Below are 14,151 nucleotides of genomic sequence, written 5' to 3'. Positions count from 1 at the left end.
GGACCCTGGGGAAGACGCGGAGGAACTGAGGAAGTGGGCAAGAGAAGGCGCGTCGCCGAGCGACGGAAGACCAACCCCGCCGTGCTCGGCGGGATGATCGCCGTGGTCGTCGGCGGCGCCGGGTTCGGCGTCTACGCGCTCACCGACGGCGGCGCGGCGGCCGACGAGCGGACGTCCGCGTCCGACCACAAGGCCGTGAAGACCGGCCCGCTCACCGCCGCCGAGGTCCGCACGGCCTCGACCCGCTTCCTCACCGCCTGGCGGCAGGGCCGTCCCGCCGAGGCGGCGGCCGCCACCGACGACCCGTCCGCCGCCACCGCACTGCTCGCCGGGTACACCAAGGACGCCCACCTGAAGGACGTCACGCTCACCGCCGGCACCGCCACCGGCGCCAAGGTGCCGTTCTCGGTCAAGGCGACGGTGTCGTACCAGAGCCTCAGCAAGCCGCTCGCGTACAGCAGTTCACTCACCGTGGTGCGGCGGCACAGCGACGGAAAGCCGCTGGTCGACTGGCACGCCTCGGTGGTCCACCCGGACCTGAAGGACGGCGACGAGCTCGTCACCGGCGAGTCCGGCACCCCGCCGATCAAGGCGCTGGACCGCGACGGCGGGGAGCTGACGACCGCCGCGTACCCGTCGCTGGGCACGGTCCTGGACGGGCTGCGGGAGAAGTACGGCAAGAAGGCGGGCGGCAAGGCGGGCGTGGAGCTGCGCGTGGTGCGCGGCAAGGCGTCCGAGGCGGCCAAGCTGTCCGACAAGACGCTCGTGGAGCTGAGCAAGGGCACGCCGGGCACGGTGAAGACGACGCTGAGCCCGAAGCTGCAGGCCGCCGCCGAGAGCCAGGTCGGCAAGCGGCCGCGGGCCTCGGTGGTGGTCCTGCGGCCGTCGACCGGTGAGATCCTCGCGGTGGCCAACAGCGGGCACGGCTTCAACACCGCCTTCCAGGGATCCCTGGCGCCCGGCTCCACGATGAAGATCGTGACGTCGACGATGCTGTTCGAGAAGAAGCTCGTCACGCCCGACGCGTCGCACCCCTGCCCCAAGACGTACAAGCTCGCCGGCTGGACGTTCCACAACGACGCCGACTCCGAGATCAAGAAGGGCACGTTCAAGCTGAGCTTCGGGGCCTCCTGCAACAACGCCTTCATCAATTTCGCGCCGAAGCTGTCCAACAGCGACCTGACGAAGGAGGCCCAGGAGGTCTACGGCCTCGGCCTGAACAACTGGGCCATCGGCGTCCCGTCGTTCGACGGCTCCGTCCCGGTGCAGAGCGGCGCACAGATGGGCGCCTCGCTGATCGGGCAGGGCGGGGTGCGCATGAACCCGCTGAACATGGCGTCGGTGGCGGCGACGGTGGAGTCGGGCGTCTTCCGCCAGCCGTACCTGGTGGCCCCGACGGTGGACCGGCGCACGCCGGCGAAGGCCTCGCGCACCATGTCGTCGAAGACCCAGGCCCAGCTGAAGGACGTCATGCAGTACACGGCGGCGTACGGCACGGCGGCCAAGGCGATGTCGGGCCTCGGCCCGGACTACGGGGCCAAGACGGGCTCCGCCGAGGTCGACGGCCAGAAGAAGCCGAACGGCTGGCTCACCGCGTACCGCGGCGACCTCGCCGCGGCGGGCGTGGTCCAGGCGGGCGGCCACGGCGGCGACACGGCCGGGCCGATCGTCGCGGCGCTGCTGAAGATGGGCGGCTGAGCCGGGCGGCCGGGCGGTCCGGGAGGCGTCAGCGGCCGACGGGCTCGGCGGTGTACGTCCGGCGCAGGAACCGGAGCAGCGCCTTCGACTCGAACTGCACCACCTCCACGCCGTGCGCGGAGTGGAACTCCACGACGGCCTGGACGCGCCCGCAGGGCCACACGCGTACGTCGCCGCTCTCGGCCGGCGTCCGCAGCCCCTGCTCGAGCAGCGCGCGGGAGAAGGTCCATTCGTGCGGTCCGGGCAGGCCGACCCGGACCGATCGTGGATCGTCGTCGGAGTCGTACCGCAGCATGACGGGTACGGTCCCCGGGTCCTCCTCGTCCGTGACGATATGGGCGCGCGCGTACTGCTCGACTACAGACATCGGACCGCCCTCTCACGTTCTGTGACCTACGCGGAAGTCGTGCATCCGCTTTCCATCCAATGTGCCACATTTTCCCCTCCGCGCCCGACGGGAAGCGAGACTACGTCTCTCTTGCAAAAGGTTCGCAACAAGCCTCTAAAATCGTACGGTGCACGTACCTGACGGATTCATCGACGCCCCCACCTCCGCGGTCACCGGAGTGGTCGCCGCCGGCGCCCTCGCGGTGAGCCTGCGCGGCGCCCGCCGCGAACTCGACGAGCGGACGGCGCCGCTGGCCGGGCTGGTGGCGGCGTTCATCTTCGCCGTACAGATGCTGAACTTCCCGGTGGCGGCCGGCACCAGCGGCCATCTGCTGGGCGGGGCACTGGCCGCGATCCTGGTCGGCCCGTACACGGGCGTGCTGTGCGTGTCGGTCGTGCTGCTCATGCAGGGCGTGCTCTTCGCCGACGGCGGGCTGACCGCGCTCGGCGTGAACATCACCGACATGGCGATCGTCACGACCGTGGTGTCGTACGCCCTCTTCCGTGCGCTGCTCGCCGTGCTGCCGCGCAAGCGGCGCTCGGTCACCATCGCCTCCTTCGTCGCCGCGCTGGTCTCCGTGCCGGCCGCCGCCGTCGCCTTCACGCTCATGTACGCGATCGGCGGGACCACGGACGTCGCCATCGGCAAGGTGGCGACCGCGATGATCGGCGTCCATGTGCTGATCGGCATCGGCGAGGCCGTGATCACGGCGCTCACGGTGAGCGCCGTGATAGCCGTGCGCCCGGACCTGGTGCACGGCGCGCGCGGCCTGCAGCAGCGGCTCAAGCTGCGCGTGAACGGTGCACTGGTGGACGCTCCGTCGCCCACGGCACCCGTCGCGGCGCGCACCTCCCGGCGCACCCTGTGGATCTCCGGACTGGTCGCGTCGCTGGCGCTCGCCGGCTTCGTGAGCTTCTACGCCTCCGCCGACCCCGACGGCCTGGAGAAGGTCGCGCACGACCAGGGCATCGACAAGAAGACCGGGCAGCACGCGGCGGCCGGCTCCCCGCTCGCCGGCTACGGCGTCAAGGACGTCTCGGACGCCCGGCTGTCCGGCGGCCTCGCGGGCGTGATCGGCGTCGGCGTCACGGTCGTCGCGGGCAGCGCGGTGTTCTGGGCCGTGCGCAGGCGCCGCGGCGCGGACGTCTCGCCCGTGAACACGGGCGTGTGACGTGGGAGCGGGACACGCGCACCGGCTCTACCGGCACGGGCACTCCCCCGTGCACGCCCTGCCGCCGCACACCAAACTGGCGGCCGCGTTCGCCTTCGTCGTGGTCGTGGTGTCCACCCCGCGCGAGGCGATGTGGGCGTTCGCGGCCTACGCCGTCCTGCTCGGGTACGTCGCGTACCGCGCGCGCGTGCCCGCCGGATTCCTGCTCGGGCGGCTGCTGATCGAGGTGCCGTTCGTGGCGTTCGCGGTCCTCATGCCGTTCGTGGCGCAGGGCGAGCGGGTGCATGTGCTGGGCCTCTCGCTCAGCGTGAACGGGCTGTGGGGCGCCTGGAACGTGCTCGCCAAGGGCACGCTCGGCGTCGCCGCCTCCGTGCTGCTGGCCGCCACCACCGAGCTGCGCGAACTGCTGCTCGGACTGCAGCGGTTGAAGCTGCCGCCGCTGCTCGTGCAGATCGCCTCGTTCATGATCCGCTACGGCGACGTCATCACCGACGAGATGCGCCGGATGCGGATCGCCCGCGAGTCGCGCGGCTTCGAGGCGCGGGGCGTACGGCACTGGGGCGTGCTGGCCAAGTCGGCCGGCGCTCTGTTCATCCGCTCCTACGAACGCGGGGAGCGCGTACACCTCGCCATGGTGAGCCGGGGGTACGCCGGCTCGATGCCGGTCATCGACGAGGTGACCGCGTCCCGGGCGCAGTGGTCGTACGCCTTCGCACTCCCCTGCGCCGCCCTCGTCATCTGTCTGCTGGGATGGGTCCTGTGAGTACTGCTTCCCTGGAGGTCTCCGGCCTCGCGTTCGCCTATCCCGACGGCCATCAGGCCCTGTTCGGCGTGGACTTCTCGATCGGGCGCGGCGAACGGGTCGCGCTGCTCGGCCCGAACGGTGCCGGCAAGACCACCCTCGTCCTGCACCTGAACGGCATCCTGGGCGGCGGCACCGGCACGGTGACCGTGGCCGGGCTGCCCGTCGGCAAGCAGCACATGGCGGCGATCCGGCAGAAGGTCGGCATCGTCTTCCAGGACCCCGACGACCAGCTGTTCATGCCGACCGTGCGGGAGGACGTGGCGTTCGGGCCGGCCGCCGCCGGGATCAAGGGGGCGGCGCTGGAGGAGCGGGTGCGCACGGCCCTGGAGCGGGTCGGCATGCAGGACTTCGCCGACCGTCCGCCGCACCACCTGTCCTTCGGCCAGCGCCGCCGGGTCGCCGTCGCGACCGTGCTCGCGATGGAGCCGGAGATCCTGGTCCTGGACGAGCCGTCCTCCAACCTCGACCCGGCCTCCCGGCGTGAACTCGCCGACATCCTGCGCTCCCTGGACGTGACGGTCCTCATGGTCACGCACGACCTGCCGTACGCCCTGGAGCTGTGCCCGCGCTCGCTGATCCTGAGCGACGGCGCGATCGCGGCGGACGGCCCGACCGGCGCGCTGCTCTCCGACGACGCCCTGATGCGGGCGCACCGTCTGGAGCTGCCGTTCGGCTTCGACCCGAAGTCCGTGACAATGGGCGCGTGACGCGTCAAGACGACCGAGACGACAAAGGGGCCGCCGGGTCGCTGCTGCTGGACGACCAGCTGTGCTTCGCGCTGTACGCCGCACAGCGCGCCGTGACCGCCGCGTACCGCCCGCTCCTCGACGACCTGGGTCTCACCTACCCGCAGTACCTCGTGCTGCTGGTCCTGTGGGAGCGCGGTGAGACCAGCGTGAAGGAGCTGGCGGGCGCCCTGCGCCTGGACTACGGCACCGTCTCGCCGCTGCTGAAGCGGCTGGAGGGGGCGGGTCTGGTGCACCGGGAGCGCGCGGCGGACGACGAGCGCTCGGTGCTCGTCGCGTGCACCGGGCGCGGGGAGCAGCTCAAGGAGCGCGCGGCTCGCGTACCCGGCGCGCTGCTCACGACCACGGGGCTGGAGACGCAGGAGATCACGCGGTTGCGCGAGGAGCTGTGGAAGCTCACCGAGCGCGCCGACGGGGCCGCCGACCGGCGCTGATCTCGCGTTACCCGCGGTTGCCACCCCCTGCCGGGACAGACCGACCTACCGGCCGGTACCTTGTGCGCAATGTACTTGTGCGCCACTTGTTCCGGGGGAGGCCCGCCTTGACCGATGTCGTCGCCGACACCGCTGTCGACACCCGTCCGACGAAGATCATGTACGTCGCCGAGGCAACCGCCCACGGCGGCCGGAACGGCTATGTCACCAGTCAGGACGGCCAGATCGAGCTGAAGGTCGCGATGCCGCCGGCGCTGGGCGGGGACGGCAACGGCACCAACCCGGAGCAGCTGTTCGCGGCCGGCTACAGCTCCTGCTTCCACAACGCGCTGATCCTGGTCGGCAACCGCGCGGGCTTCGACCTCACCGGTTCCACGGTGGCCGCGAAGGTCGGCATCGGCCCGAACAAGCACCGCGGCTACGGCCTCGCGGTCGCCCTCAGCATCTCCCTCCCGGTCCTGGACCGCGAGATCGCCGAGAAGCTGGTGGACGCGGCGCACGAGGTGTGCCCGTACTCGAACGCCACGCGCGGGAACATCGACGTGACGATTCTGCTGGGCTGAGCCCCCACGCCGGGTGACGGCGCCCCCTCCCGGGTACAACGCCGGTGTCGCCTTTCCGGGCGGGGCAGGGGGGGTGCCGTGCACTGGTTGATGCCGCGCAGGGTGACCGCACGCGCTCGGGAGCGGCAGCTGGGCGCGTACGTCGAGTGCGAACGCACCGTCCCGCCGCCGGTGCTGCTCTTCCTGGAGGCCACCAGTCCGTTCTGGTTGGTCGTGCCGGTCGTCGTGCTCGTACGCCTGTGCATGGGGTACTGGGACGAACGCACCGTCACGGGCGGCCTGTACACGCCGGCCGTACTGCTGCCGATCGTCTTCGGCTTCCGTATCGGCTGGTACCGGGGCGCGCTCTACCGCTTCCGCCGGGGCGTCGTGCTCCGGAAGTTCTGGACCTGCCGCGCCTACACCTGGGCCGAACTGACCACCGAGAGGCACGGGTACTGGACGGAGGAGGGCGACAAGTTCGAGTACCGGGTCTGGCGCGAGGAGCTGGAGCTGCGCACCCTCGACGGGGCTCGTGTCTACCGGTACGAACGGAACCCGTCCGGGCTCGAGAAGCTCGTCCGGTCGGCGCGCGGGCCGCAGGACGCGGTCCCGGCCGGGTACGAGGAGGGGCCCGAGGACGCCGGGCCGTAGCGGACATCACCGTCTGCCGAGGAATCCAAGGCCGCACACCCGTGTTTCACTCATGGCCGCAAGCGAGTGGAGGGACCGGGCGTGGATGTGGATGTGAACGGCACGGTGGCCGATGGCTTCGAGCCGGTCAGGGAGGCGTTCGCAGCGAACTTCGCGCTGCTCGGGGAGCGCGGCGCGGCCGTCGCCGTGTACCGGGACGGCCGTAAGGTCGTCGACCTCTGGGGCGGCACCAGGGACGTGGACGGTACGGCCCCCTGGGAGCACGGCACCGCACAGATCGTGCGCTCCGCGACCAAGGGTGTCGCCGCGGCCGCGCTCCTGCTGCTGCACCAGCGCGGCGAACTGGACCTGGACGCCCCGGTCGGCACGTACTGGCCCGAGTACAAGGCGGCCGGCAAGGAGCGCACACTCGTCCGGCACCTGCTCGCACACCGCGCCGGCGTGCCCGTCCTCGACCGCCCGCTGACCCCCGAGGAGGCGGCCGACCCCGACCTCGGGGCGGCGGCGGTCGCCGCGCAGGCGCCGGTGTGGGAGCCGGGCACGGACCACGGCTACCACGCGCAGACCTACAGCTGGCTCACCGGCGAGCTGGTCCGGCGGATCACCGGGCGGCCGGTGGGCACATGGGTGGCGGACGAGCTGGCCGCGCCGGCCGGCGCCGACCTGTGGCTCGGCCTGCCCGAGGCGGAGCAGGCGCGCGTGGGCCGCGTCGGCCCCGTGGAGGCATCCCTTACGTCGGGCGCGCTGAAGACCCGCCCGAAGCGGTCCGTGTCCGAGGCCTACGCCGACCCGGACTCCCTCACCCGGCGCGCCTTCGCCGCGATCACCCCGCTCCCGGACGAGAACGCGCCCGCCTACCGCGCGGCCGCCCTGCCCGCCTCCAACGGCATCGCCACCGCCGACGGCCTGGCGCGCTTCTACGGCTCGCTCATCGGTGAAGTGGACGGTGGCACCCGTCTGTTCACCCCCGGCACCATGGAACTGGCCCGCGCGGAACAGTCCGCCGGACCCGACCGGATCCTCGTCGTGGGCACCCGGTTCGGCCTCGGCTACATGCTGCACGGCAGCGCGTCCCCGCTGCTCTCCCCCGGCTCCTTCGGCCACCCGGGCCGGGGCGGCGCCCTCGCGTTCGCCGACCCGGAGTCGGGCGTCTCCTTCGGCTATGTCACCAACGGCTTCAGGAAGAGCGTGACGGCGGACCCGAGGGCGCAGGCGCTGGTGCGGGCGGTGCGTACGGCGCTCGCGTAGGCCGCCCGTGCAGGGCGCGTGCTCAGGGCGCGTGCGGCGCCGCACGCGCCCCTCGGGCTTCACACGTTGATCGGGTGCGAGATCCGGCCGGACGCCGCGTCGATCTCCCCGTGTGCCTTGGTCAGCAACTCCATGGCCAGTTCGTTGAGCGCGCGGGCGCCCGCTATCTCCTCGCCGACCCGTGGCTGGTTCGAGTCGATACGGTGACGGCTCGCGCTCCCATGGGCCCGGACCTCGCTGCCGTCGGGCAAGCGCACCAGGGCGACGGCACGCGTGTGCGTGTCGTCCTCCCGGAATTCCAGCTCCACGTGCCAACCCACAGCGGTGTGCATCATGTCGACCACCTCCGGAGAACCACTGATACCAGGGTGCTCCCGCGCGCGCGGAACGTCATGCGGAGGCCGGTCGCGGCCTTTGGACCGGCTCAGCCGGCCGGCTTCTCGTCGAAGCTGGCGAAGTAGGCGGCGGCCATGTCCTCGTCGGCGTGCCCCTGCGCGGCGGCCCGGGCGAGCCGTTCGGCCGTCGCGGCGGCGACGTCGAGCCGGACCCCGCCCCGCTCGGCCGCCTGCACGATGAGCCGGGCGTCCTTCGCGGCGGTGCCCACGGCGAACGACGCCGGGGTCAGCTTCCCGTCGAGCACCAGAGTGGCCTTGGCCCGCAGGTACCCCATGTCGAGCGGCCCGCCCCGGATCAGTTCGAAGAAGTCCTGCGGGTCGACACCGAGGGCCTGGGAGAGCGCCAGCACCTCACCGGCCGCCGCGGTGGCCGTCAGGACCCAGCTGTTGGCGACCAGCTTCAGCCGGCTGGCGCTGCCCGCCGCCCCGTCCGTACCGGTCCACACGGTCCTGGCGCCGACCGCGTCGAACACGGGCGTGACCGTCTCCCGGCCCTCCTCGGGCCCGGCGGCCAGCACGGTCAGCTGACCGGCCTCGGCGGGCTGGCGGGTACCGAGGACGGGGGCGTCGTAGAACACCAGCTCGTGCTCGCCCGCGAACGCGGCCAGGTCGGCGATCAGTTCGATCCCGGCTGTGGTGCACTGCGCCCACACCATGCCCGGGCGGAGCGCCGGGGCGGCCTCGCCCATGGTCTCCAGGGCGGCGTTGCCGTCGTACAGCATGGTCAGCACGACGTCGGCGCCCTCGACGGCCTCGGCGGGCGTTTCCATGACCCTGATGCCGTTCGCGGCCAGCGGCTCTGCCTTCTCGCGGGTGCGGTTCCACGCCCGGACCTCGAATCCGGTGCGAGCGAGGTTGCGGGCCATGGCGGCGCCCATGATGCCGGTGCCCAGGACACTGACGGTCGGCTTGTCGGTCATTGACGGCTCCCTGTCGTACGGTTCCTGCCCTCGTGGTCCGCGATCATCTTCGTACGGACGACCCTCAGGACCGCTCCTTTCCGGCTGCGGCACGAACCAGTCCGTCGAACCGGGCCCGGTGGCCGTCAGTTCCGCTGGAAGAACTCCACCTCCGCCAGGGCCAGGTGACGGCCCCGGGTCAGACCGACGGGTGAGCCGAGCACCAGGCGTACCGTCTTCGCGTCGCTGATCCCGGTGGAGATCGTCTGGGGGCCCGGTTTGTCGCTGAGGGTTACCTCCTTGTGGTGCTTCTCGCCGTCCTGTGTCGTCACCTCCATGTCCAGCTGGAGCGCGCGTGCCTGGGCGGCGTACGCCTCCGGGGACGAGGACGCGCCGTTGGTGATGATCACGTCGACCAGCCGGAACGGTCTGCGGAAGGTGTAGGTCACCGAGGCGCCCGGCCCGGGCGCGCCCCAGTAGCGGTTGCTCAGTCCGTCCGTGGTGTCCGTCGCCGGATGCCCGCGCACCTCCGCGCTCGCCCTGACGTCGGCCGGGGTCACGGGCCTGGCCTTGCCCAGTTTGTCCCGGGTGTCCTCGAACAGGGCGCGGCCGGCCGGCAGCAGCAGGAGGGCTCCCGCGCACAGGGCCAGCACCACGGCCAGGATCACGAAGAACCGGAACGCCCGGCCCGAGCCCGCCCGGGTGCGGCGGCGGAACGGCCATACCGTCCGCCACCACGGCAGCGGTGCGGGCTTCGCGGCGGGTGTCAGTTCGGCGGCGCAGCGGCGGCAGAAGCGGCGTTCCGGCTGGTTGAGGGTCCCGCAGGCGGGGCAGGGGCGCCCCGTCCCCTCGTCCGGCGCCGCGACGGCTCGTACGACGGGGCGGGGGGCCACGGGCTTCGCGGGGCGTACGGGGCCGATCCGGGCCGGGGCCGGTGCGGGCGCCTGCGGCGTGCGGGGCTGGATGGTCGGGGCGTGTGGGGTGGGGGGTACGGCGGCCTCGGCTGCGCCTTCGGCCGGGTTGTTCCCACCCGCACCACCCGTGCGGCTTTCGTCGTCGGGTGCGGGTGGCCCCTGTGGGGCGTCCTCGCCGTCGGCGGCCACCGGTCCGCCCGTCGTGGCAGCGGCAGGGCCACGGGCTGCACGCGGTTCGTCCGCGGCGGACCGGCGCGGAGGGGCGGTCTCGGTCCGGTCGGGGGCGGCACCGGAGCCCCCGGTGTCCGGGGCGCCGCTCGGCTCCCTCGCCCCGGCGCGGCCGCGGCCGGTCAGCCGCCCTCGCAACGATGAGGTGCGGGTGCGCGCGGCGGACGCCGGCTCGTCCACCGGACGTGAGGTGGGCGCCGGGGTGGGGGCGGTCACGGACCGGGATTCCGGGGACTCCGAGGACGGCGCCGATCGCTCCGGCGCCACAGGTACGCCCGGGGTCGACCGCTCCGGTGCCGGAGGGGTGCTCGGTGCGGACCGCCCCACCGCCTCAGGTGCGCCCGAGTCCGACGGCTCCGGTGTCTGAGGGGTGCTCGGTGCGGACCGCCCCAGTGCCGGTGGAGTGCCCGGTGCGGACGGCTCCCGTGCTGTGGGCGTACCCGAGGCCGACCGCACCGGAGTCGCCGGTGCGCCCGGGTTCGGCCGCCCCGCAGGCGCGGGTGCATCCGAGGCCGACCGCCCCACAGGGGTGCGCGGTGCGGACCGTTCCGGTGCCGGGGGTGTGCCCGGTGCGGACCGCCCCGCCGCCGCAGGTGCGCCCGAGTCCGACGGTTCCGGTGCCGGAGGGGTGCTCGGTGTGGACGGCTCCGGTGGTGTGGGCGTGGGGGTGCTGGAGTCGGACCAGCCCAGGTACGCGCCGCAGTTGCCGCAGAAGTCGTCCGTGGGGTCGTTGGACGCCCCGCACGCGGGACACGCGCGCATGACGTCACCTCCCTTCGTCGGCGGGCGGGGCGGGCAGGACCTCCACCCGGAAGGCCGTGTGCACCGGGCACATGGCCCGGACGATCTCGCGGAGCCTGACCCTGTCCACCCGCGCCTCGCGGGCCGGCCACACCCGGACCAGGATCTCGGCGTCCGGCTCCGGCGGGAGGTCGGCGCCCGCGGTGCTCGACCACGTCGCACCGCCGTCGCCGGTCACCTCGGCGTGCACGCCGAGCGCGAGGTGCAGGGCCTCGGTCAGGCCACGCCTGGTGCCGCGCCACCGGTGCAGCTCCACCGCGCGGGCGACCGCCTCACGGCGCAGTTCCACGGGCCACTGCGGGTCGTCCGCGACGCCCACCCACGACGCCAGCCAGGCCAGGAAGTCGGTCGGGGTCAGCCGGGGGTCGAGATAGGCGGGCAGGTTGTCGAGGGTCGCGAACACCGGGGCGAGGACGGTGTCGAGACCGGCGGTGAACCGTTGCGCGAAGTCGTCGTCGGCGTACAGGGCGGGCAGCTGCTCGCCGATCGGGTACCTGCTCGGCAGGCCGGGCACGGCGGCGCGGCTCATCCCCGCGCCTCCGGATCGACGGCCGTGACGACCACCTGGTGCTGGTAGGAGAAGACCAGCGCGCCCGGGACCACGTCGATGCGGTCCGCCGGGGCGCCGCGCCGGCCGGTGATCGGGTCGGCGGGGAACAGCCGGATCTCCTCCACCAGCGCGTTGCCGGTGGCGCGCTGCAGGACGCCGAAGACGTCGCCGTACTGCACCGGCCGCCCGAACGGCCAACCGGTGCCGTCCGGGCCGCCGTTCAGCGGGTTGAGGTGCCGGTACAGCGCGTCGAGCGCCGCGTCGCGCACCCGGTCGGTGTCGCCCGGCGCCGCCGCGAGCCGGGCCACCACGGTGACGCCCTGGTACACCGGCGGCTCCACCACGAGGCGGGTGCCGATCAGACGGCGCTCGTCGAGGCTCGTGGTGATCGCTTCGAGCACCTGGTCCGAGGGGATCAGCTGCTCGAAGCGGAGCCGGTCGTCGCCCTCGTCGGCCACCGCGTCCGGCACCACCAGGACCCGTACCGCGCCCGGACCGTCCGCGGCGGGCAGACAGCGGACCCGGCGCACCGAGGGCGCGGCCTGGCGGCTGATGATCTCGTAGTCCTCCGCGGTCACCGCGCGCTCCTGCATCCGCAGCACCTCGGGCGCCCGCAGCTTGGCGTTGGCGACACTCTCCCCGGCGACGCCGCCCCGGGCCGCCTCCCTGTTGGTGACCCGGGCGACGTACGGAACGGAGCTGCGCAGCACGGAGATCGCGCCGCGGGCGACGTTGCCCGCCGGGCCGCCGCCGGTGCGGTAGCGGGTCACCCGTATCCGGGATCCCTTGGGCGGTACGGCGCCGCAGTGCCGCAGGGTGCCGTCCGGTTCGCGCAGCGCCGGGGGGAAGGCGAACTCCCCGGTGGTGGCGTCCACGCGGACGTGCGGGTCGGCGGGGCCGGAGCGGCCGAAGTGCTCCACCACCTCCCAGCGCTGCCACCCCTCGGCCGAGGAGACCTCGACCACGGGGGGCTCGCCGTCGAGGAGGACCGGCGGGCGGGCGAGCCGGAACGTCTGCCCCGAGACCCCTTCCGAGGTGCCGAGCGGCACATCGGTCACGGTCTCCGCGTGCTCGACGGACATGGTGCCGCCCACGGTGAACACGGCCGCCTCGCGCACCGTCGGGGACTCCGAGTAGAACGGCTGGCCCGGCTCCGCCTCGGTGACCCGGCAGCGCAGCCAGCCGGCCCGGGTTCCGCCGATCACCGACGCCGTGTGCCCGGCCGGTACGTACACGATGACCTCGCCGGGCCGGTTCAGCCCGCCGGTGGTGTCGGTGCCGGTCTCGCACCGCTGCCAGCCGCCGCCGTCCCAGGCCTCCCACACGAGCGGGGGCTGGCGCGGGTCCACGCCGACACCCTCCACGCGGCTGTCCAGGCGCACCGCGACGACGCAGCGCGGCACCGCCGTCGGCAGGCCGAACAGCAGCGCGTCGCCCGGCTCCGGTGCCGCCTGGAAGCAGGGGATGTCGTGGCCCTCGGCGAGCACGGCCGTCCGGTCGGTCTGCCGGCCGGACCGGGGCGCGGTCACCAGGTGCATCAACTCACTGGGAACGATCCGCAGTTCGTCCGTGGTCGTGAACACCACGGCCTCGTCGCTCTCGCCGCGCGCGCTGGTCACCTCGGTGCCCGCAGGCAGCGCGACCGTGTCGGGCTGCGGCGCCGAGAGCCAGAAGTCGACGTCGGCACGGGCCGCGGTCGGCGGGAACAGACGGATGTCCAACAGGTCCAGGAACGCGGAGTAGTTCTTGTCCGGAACCCGGTTCAGCCGGTACAGCAACTGGTCCACGAGGTAGGCGAACGTCTCGATCAGGGTGACGCCCGGGTCGGACACGTTGTGGTCGGTCCACTCCGGGGCGCGCTGCTGCACGTACCGCTTCGCCTCGTCGACGAGTTGCTGGAACCGCCGGTCGTCCAGGTTCGGGGAGGGCAGGGCCATCAGTGAGCGCCCGCTTCCTCGGCCCCCTCCTCGGAGGGGATCGTGTAGAAGGGAAAGACCAGGTTGCGCCGGTCGTTGGTGGAACGCACCGTGTAGTGCACGTCGATGTAGAGGGTGCCGTCCTCGACCGCGTCGAAGGCGACCACCACGTCGTCCACCGCGATGCGCGGCTCCCACCGCTCCAGGGCCTCGCGCACCTGCTGCGCGATGCGGCCGGCGGTGGCGCCGTCACCGGGGGCGAAGACGTAGTCGTGGATGCCGCAGCCGAACTCGGGGCGCATGGGGCGCTCGCCGGGCGCGGTGCCGAGCACCAGGCGGATCGCCTCCTCGATCTCCCGTTCCCGCTCGACCATGGCGATCCCGCCGGTCGGCCCGACCCGCAGCGGGAACGCCCAGCCACGGCCGATGAACCGCTCGCTCATCACACACCGCCGATCAGGACGTTCGGGGCGCCGGTCATGATCATGGCGCCGCACGCCGTCTGATCGCGCGCCTTGGCGGCGGGCAGGCCGCCGATGAGGACGGCGCCCGACACGAGCCCGGCCGGGTTGGGCACGACCACGTTGGCCGGTCCCAGGGCGGCGTGCGGTGGCATCGGGCAGGCGTGCAGGCTGCCCACGACGGCGGCGGGGCGGCCGCCGATCAGCACCGTCGCCACCGCCGTGGCGGCGCCGGGCGGCGGGGTGGCGATCACCCCGCCGTGGTTGGTGGGGTCGCCGGTACGGGCTGCGGCGGGCATAC

At 73.2% G+C, this 14,151-nt stretch carries 17 protein-coding genes; 8 read left to right on the top strand and 9 right to left on the bottom strand.

Going from position 1 to position 14,151, the window contains the following annotated elements:
• Nucleotides 1–33: 33 nt before the first annotated feature.
• On the top strand, nucleotides 34–1,698 hold the full coding sequence (locus AC07DS_RS12655) for a penicillin-binding transpeptidase domain-containing protein (protein WP_479144577.1): 1,665 nt from the start codon (nucleotides 34–36) through the stop codon (nucleotides 1,696–1,698).
• A 28-nt stretch (nucleotides 1,699–1,726) separates the two neighbouring features.
• On the opposite strand, the gene AC07DS_RS12650 is transcribed toward AC07DS_RS12655, so the two are convergent.
• Nucleotides 1,727–2,065 (bottom strand): SsgA family sporulation/cell division regulator, encoded by a 339-nt coding sequence (locus AC07DS_RS12650; RefSeq protein ID WP_479144576.1) that lies wholly within the window; start codon nucleotides 2,063–2,065, stop codon nucleotides 1,727–1,729.
• A gap of 148 nt (nucleotides 2,066–2,213) precedes the next feature.
• Between AC07DS_RS12650 and AC07DS_RS12645 the strand changes: the two genes are divergently transcribed.
• The 7 genes from AC07DS_RS12645 to AC07DS_RS12615 all read left to right on the top strand — a co-directional run bounded on the left by AC07DS_RS12645 (nucleotide 2,214) and on the right by AC07DS_RS12615 (nucleotide 7,686).
• Nucleotides 2,214–3,257 (top strand): energy-coupling factor ABC transporter permease, encoded by a 1,044-nt coding sequence (locus tag AC07DS_RS12645; protein WP_479144574.1) that lies wholly within the window; start codon nucleotides 2,214–2,216, stop codon nucleotides 3,255–3,257.
• Between the two features lies 1 nt (nucleotide 3,258).
• Nucleotides 3,259–4,020 carry a cobalt ECF transporter T component CbiQ gene (gene cbiQ, locus AC07DS_RS12640; RefSeq protein WP_479144572.1) on the top strand — a complete coding sequence of 254 codons (762 nt, stop codon included), beginning with the start codon at nucleotides 3,259–3,261 and terminating at the stop codon, nucleotides 4,018–4,020.
• The gene (locus AC07DS_RS12635; protein ID WP_479144570.1) at nucleotides 4,008–4,769 is read left to right on the top strand and encodes an energy-coupling factor ABC transporter ATP-binding protein; all 762 of its coding nucleotides are present in this window, start codon (nucleotides 4,008–4,010) and stop codon (nucleotides 4,767–4,769) included. The genes cbiQ and AC07DS_RS12635 overlap by 13 nt, the downstream gene beginning before the upstream one ends.
• Complete coding sequence (locus tag AC07DS_RS12630) at nucleotides 4,766–5,242, top strand: MarR family winged helix-turn-helix transcriptional regulator (protein ID WP_479144568.1); 477 nt, start codon at nucleotides 4,766–4,768, stop codon at nucleotides 5,240–5,242. The genes AC07DS_RS12635 and AC07DS_RS12630 overlap by 4 nt, the downstream gene beginning before the upstream one ends.
• Nucleotides 5,243–5,400: 158 nt before the next feature.
• Complete coding sequence (locus AC07DS_RS12625) at nucleotides 5,401–5,805, top strand: organic hydroperoxide resistance protein (RefSeq protein WP_479144755.1); 405 nt, start codon at nucleotides 5,401–5,403, stop codon at nucleotides 5,803–5,805.
• 102 nt (nucleotides 5,806–5,907) lie between these two features.
• Nucleotides 5,908–6,438 carry a hypothetical protein gene (locus tag AC07DS_RS12620; protein ID WP_479144566.1) on the top strand — a complete coding sequence of 177 codons (531 nt, stop codon included), beginning with the start codon at nucleotides 5,908–5,910 and terminating at the stop codon, nucleotides 6,436–6,438.
• A gap of 87 nt (nucleotides 6,439–6,525) precedes the next feature.
• Entirely contained in the window at nucleotides 6,526–7,686 is a 1,161-nt protein-coding gene (locus tag AC07DS_RS12615; protein WP_479144753.1) for a serine hydrolase domain-containing protein, read from the top strand.
• A gap of 59 nt (nucleotides 7,687–7,745) precedes the next feature.
• On the opposite strand, the gene AC07DS_RS12610 is transcribed toward AC07DS_RS12615, so the two are convergent.
• The 8 genes from AC07DS_RS12610 to AC07DS_RS12575 all read right to left on the bottom strand — a co-directional run bounded on the left by AC07DS_RS12610 (nucleotide 7,746) and on the right by AC07DS_RS12575 (nucleotide 14,149).
• On the bottom strand, nucleotides 7,746–8,021 hold the full coding sequence (locus AC07DS_RS12610) for a DUF1876 domain-containing protein (protein ID WP_479144564.1): 276 nt from the start codon (nucleotides 8,019–8,021) through the stop codon (nucleotides 7,746–7,748).
• Nucleotides 8,022–8,110: 89 nt separating this feature from the next.
• On the bottom strand, nucleotides 8,111–9,001 hold the full coding sequence (locus tag AC07DS_RS12605) for an NAD(P)-dependent oxidoreductase (protein ID WP_479144562.1): 891 nt from the start codon (nucleotides 8,999–9,001) through the stop codon (nucleotides 8,111–8,113).
• Nucleotides 9,002–9,126: 125 nt separating this feature from the next.
• Nucleotides 9,127–10,338: an NADase-type glycan-binding domain-containing protein gene (locus AC07DS_RS12600; RefSeq protein WP_479144560.1), complete on the bottom strand. Its 1,212-nt coding sequence runs from the start codon at nucleotides 10,336–10,338 to the stop codon at nucleotides 9,127–9,129.
• A gap of 115 nt (nucleotides 10,339–10,453) precedes the next feature.
• Nucleotides 10,454–10,876, bottom strand: coding sequence for a hypothetical protein (locus AC07DS_RS12595; RefSeq protein ID WP_479144558.1), 423 nt, complete (start codon nucleotides 10,874–10,876; stop codon nucleotides 10,454–10,456).
• A gap of 12 nt (nucleotides 10,877–10,888) precedes the next feature.
• Nucleotides 10,889–11,452 carry a phage tail protein gene (locus AC07DS_RS12590; protein ID WP_479144556.1) on the bottom strand — a complete coding sequence of 188 codons (564 nt, stop codon included), beginning with the start codon at nucleotides 11,450–11,452 and terminating at the stop codon, nucleotides 10,889–10,891.
• The gene (locus tag AC07DS_RS12585) at nucleotides 11,449–13,410 is read right to left on the bottom strand and encodes a putative baseplate assembly protein (protein WP_479144554.1); all 1,962 of its coding nucleotides are present in this window, start codon (nucleotides 13,408–13,410) and stop codon (nucleotides 11,449–11,451) included. The genes AC07DS_RS12590 and AC07DS_RS12585 overlap by 4 nt, the downstream gene beginning before the upstream one ends.
• Nucleotides 13,410–13,832 carry a GPW/gp25 family protein gene (locus AC07DS_RS12580; protein WP_097254132.1) on the bottom strand — a complete coding sequence of 141 codons (423 nt, stop codon included), beginning with the start codon at nucleotides 13,830–13,832 and terminating at the stop codon, nucleotides 13,410–13,412. The genes AC07DS_RS12585 and AC07DS_RS12580 overlap by 1 nt, the downstream gene beginning before the upstream one ends.
• Entirely contained in the window at nucleotides 13,832–14,149 is a 318-nt protein-coding gene (locus tag AC07DS_RS12575) for a PAAR domain-containing protein (protein WP_145876487.1), read from the bottom strand. The genes AC07DS_RS12580 and AC07DS_RS12575 overlap by 1 nt, the downstream gene beginning before the upstream one ends.
• Nucleotides 14,150–14,151: the final 2 nt, after the last annotated feature.

The sequence above is a fragment of the Streptomyces sp. NPDC044064 genome, assembly GCF_056434245.1.
The sequence above is the reverse complement of the archived record's forward strand: the minus strand, read 5'-3'. Positions and strand labels throughout refer to the sequence as shown.

Excerpts from the sequence above, each read along its gene's own strand:
- AC07DS_RS12635 (WP_479144570.1), top strand. The coding sequence starts at position 4,008 with ATGGGTCCTGTGAGTACTGCTTCCCTGGAGGTCTCCGGCCTCGCGTTC.
- AC07DS_RS12605 (WP_479144562.1), bottom strand. The coding sequence starts at position 9,001 with ATGACCGACAAGCCGACCGTCAGTGTCCTGGGCACCGGCATCATGGGC.
- AC07DS_RS12585 (WP_479144554.1), bottom strand. The coding sequence starts at position 13,410 with ATGGCCCTGCCCTCCCCGAACCTGGACGACCGGCGGTTCCAGCAACTC.
- AC07DS_RS12650 (WP_479144576.1), bottom strand. The coding sequence starts at position 2,065 with ATGTCTGTAGTCGAGCAGTACGCGCGCGCCCATATCGTCACGGACGAG.
- AC07DS_RS12580 (WP_097254132.1), bottom strand. The coding sequence starts at position 13,832 with ATGAGCGAGCGGTTCATCGGCCGTGGCTGGGCGTTCCCGCTGCGGGTC.
- AC07DS_RS12625 (WP_479144755.1), top strand. The coding sequence starts at position 5,401 with ATGTACGTCGCCGAGGCAACCGCCCACGGCGGCCGGAACGGCTATGTC.
- AC07DS_RS12610 (WP_479144564.1), bottom strand. The coding sequence starts at position 8,021 with ATGATGCACACCGCTGTGGGTTGGCACGTGGAGCTGGAATTCCGGGAG.
- AC07DS_RS12575 (WP_145876487.1), bottom strand. The coding sequence starts at position 14,149 with ATGCCCGCCGCAGCCCGTACCGGCGACCCCACCAACCACGGCGGGGTG.
- AC07DS_RS12590 (WP_479144556.1), bottom strand. The coding sequence starts at position 11,452 with ATGAGCCGCGCCGCCGTGCCCGGCCTGCCGAGCAGGTACCCGATCGGC.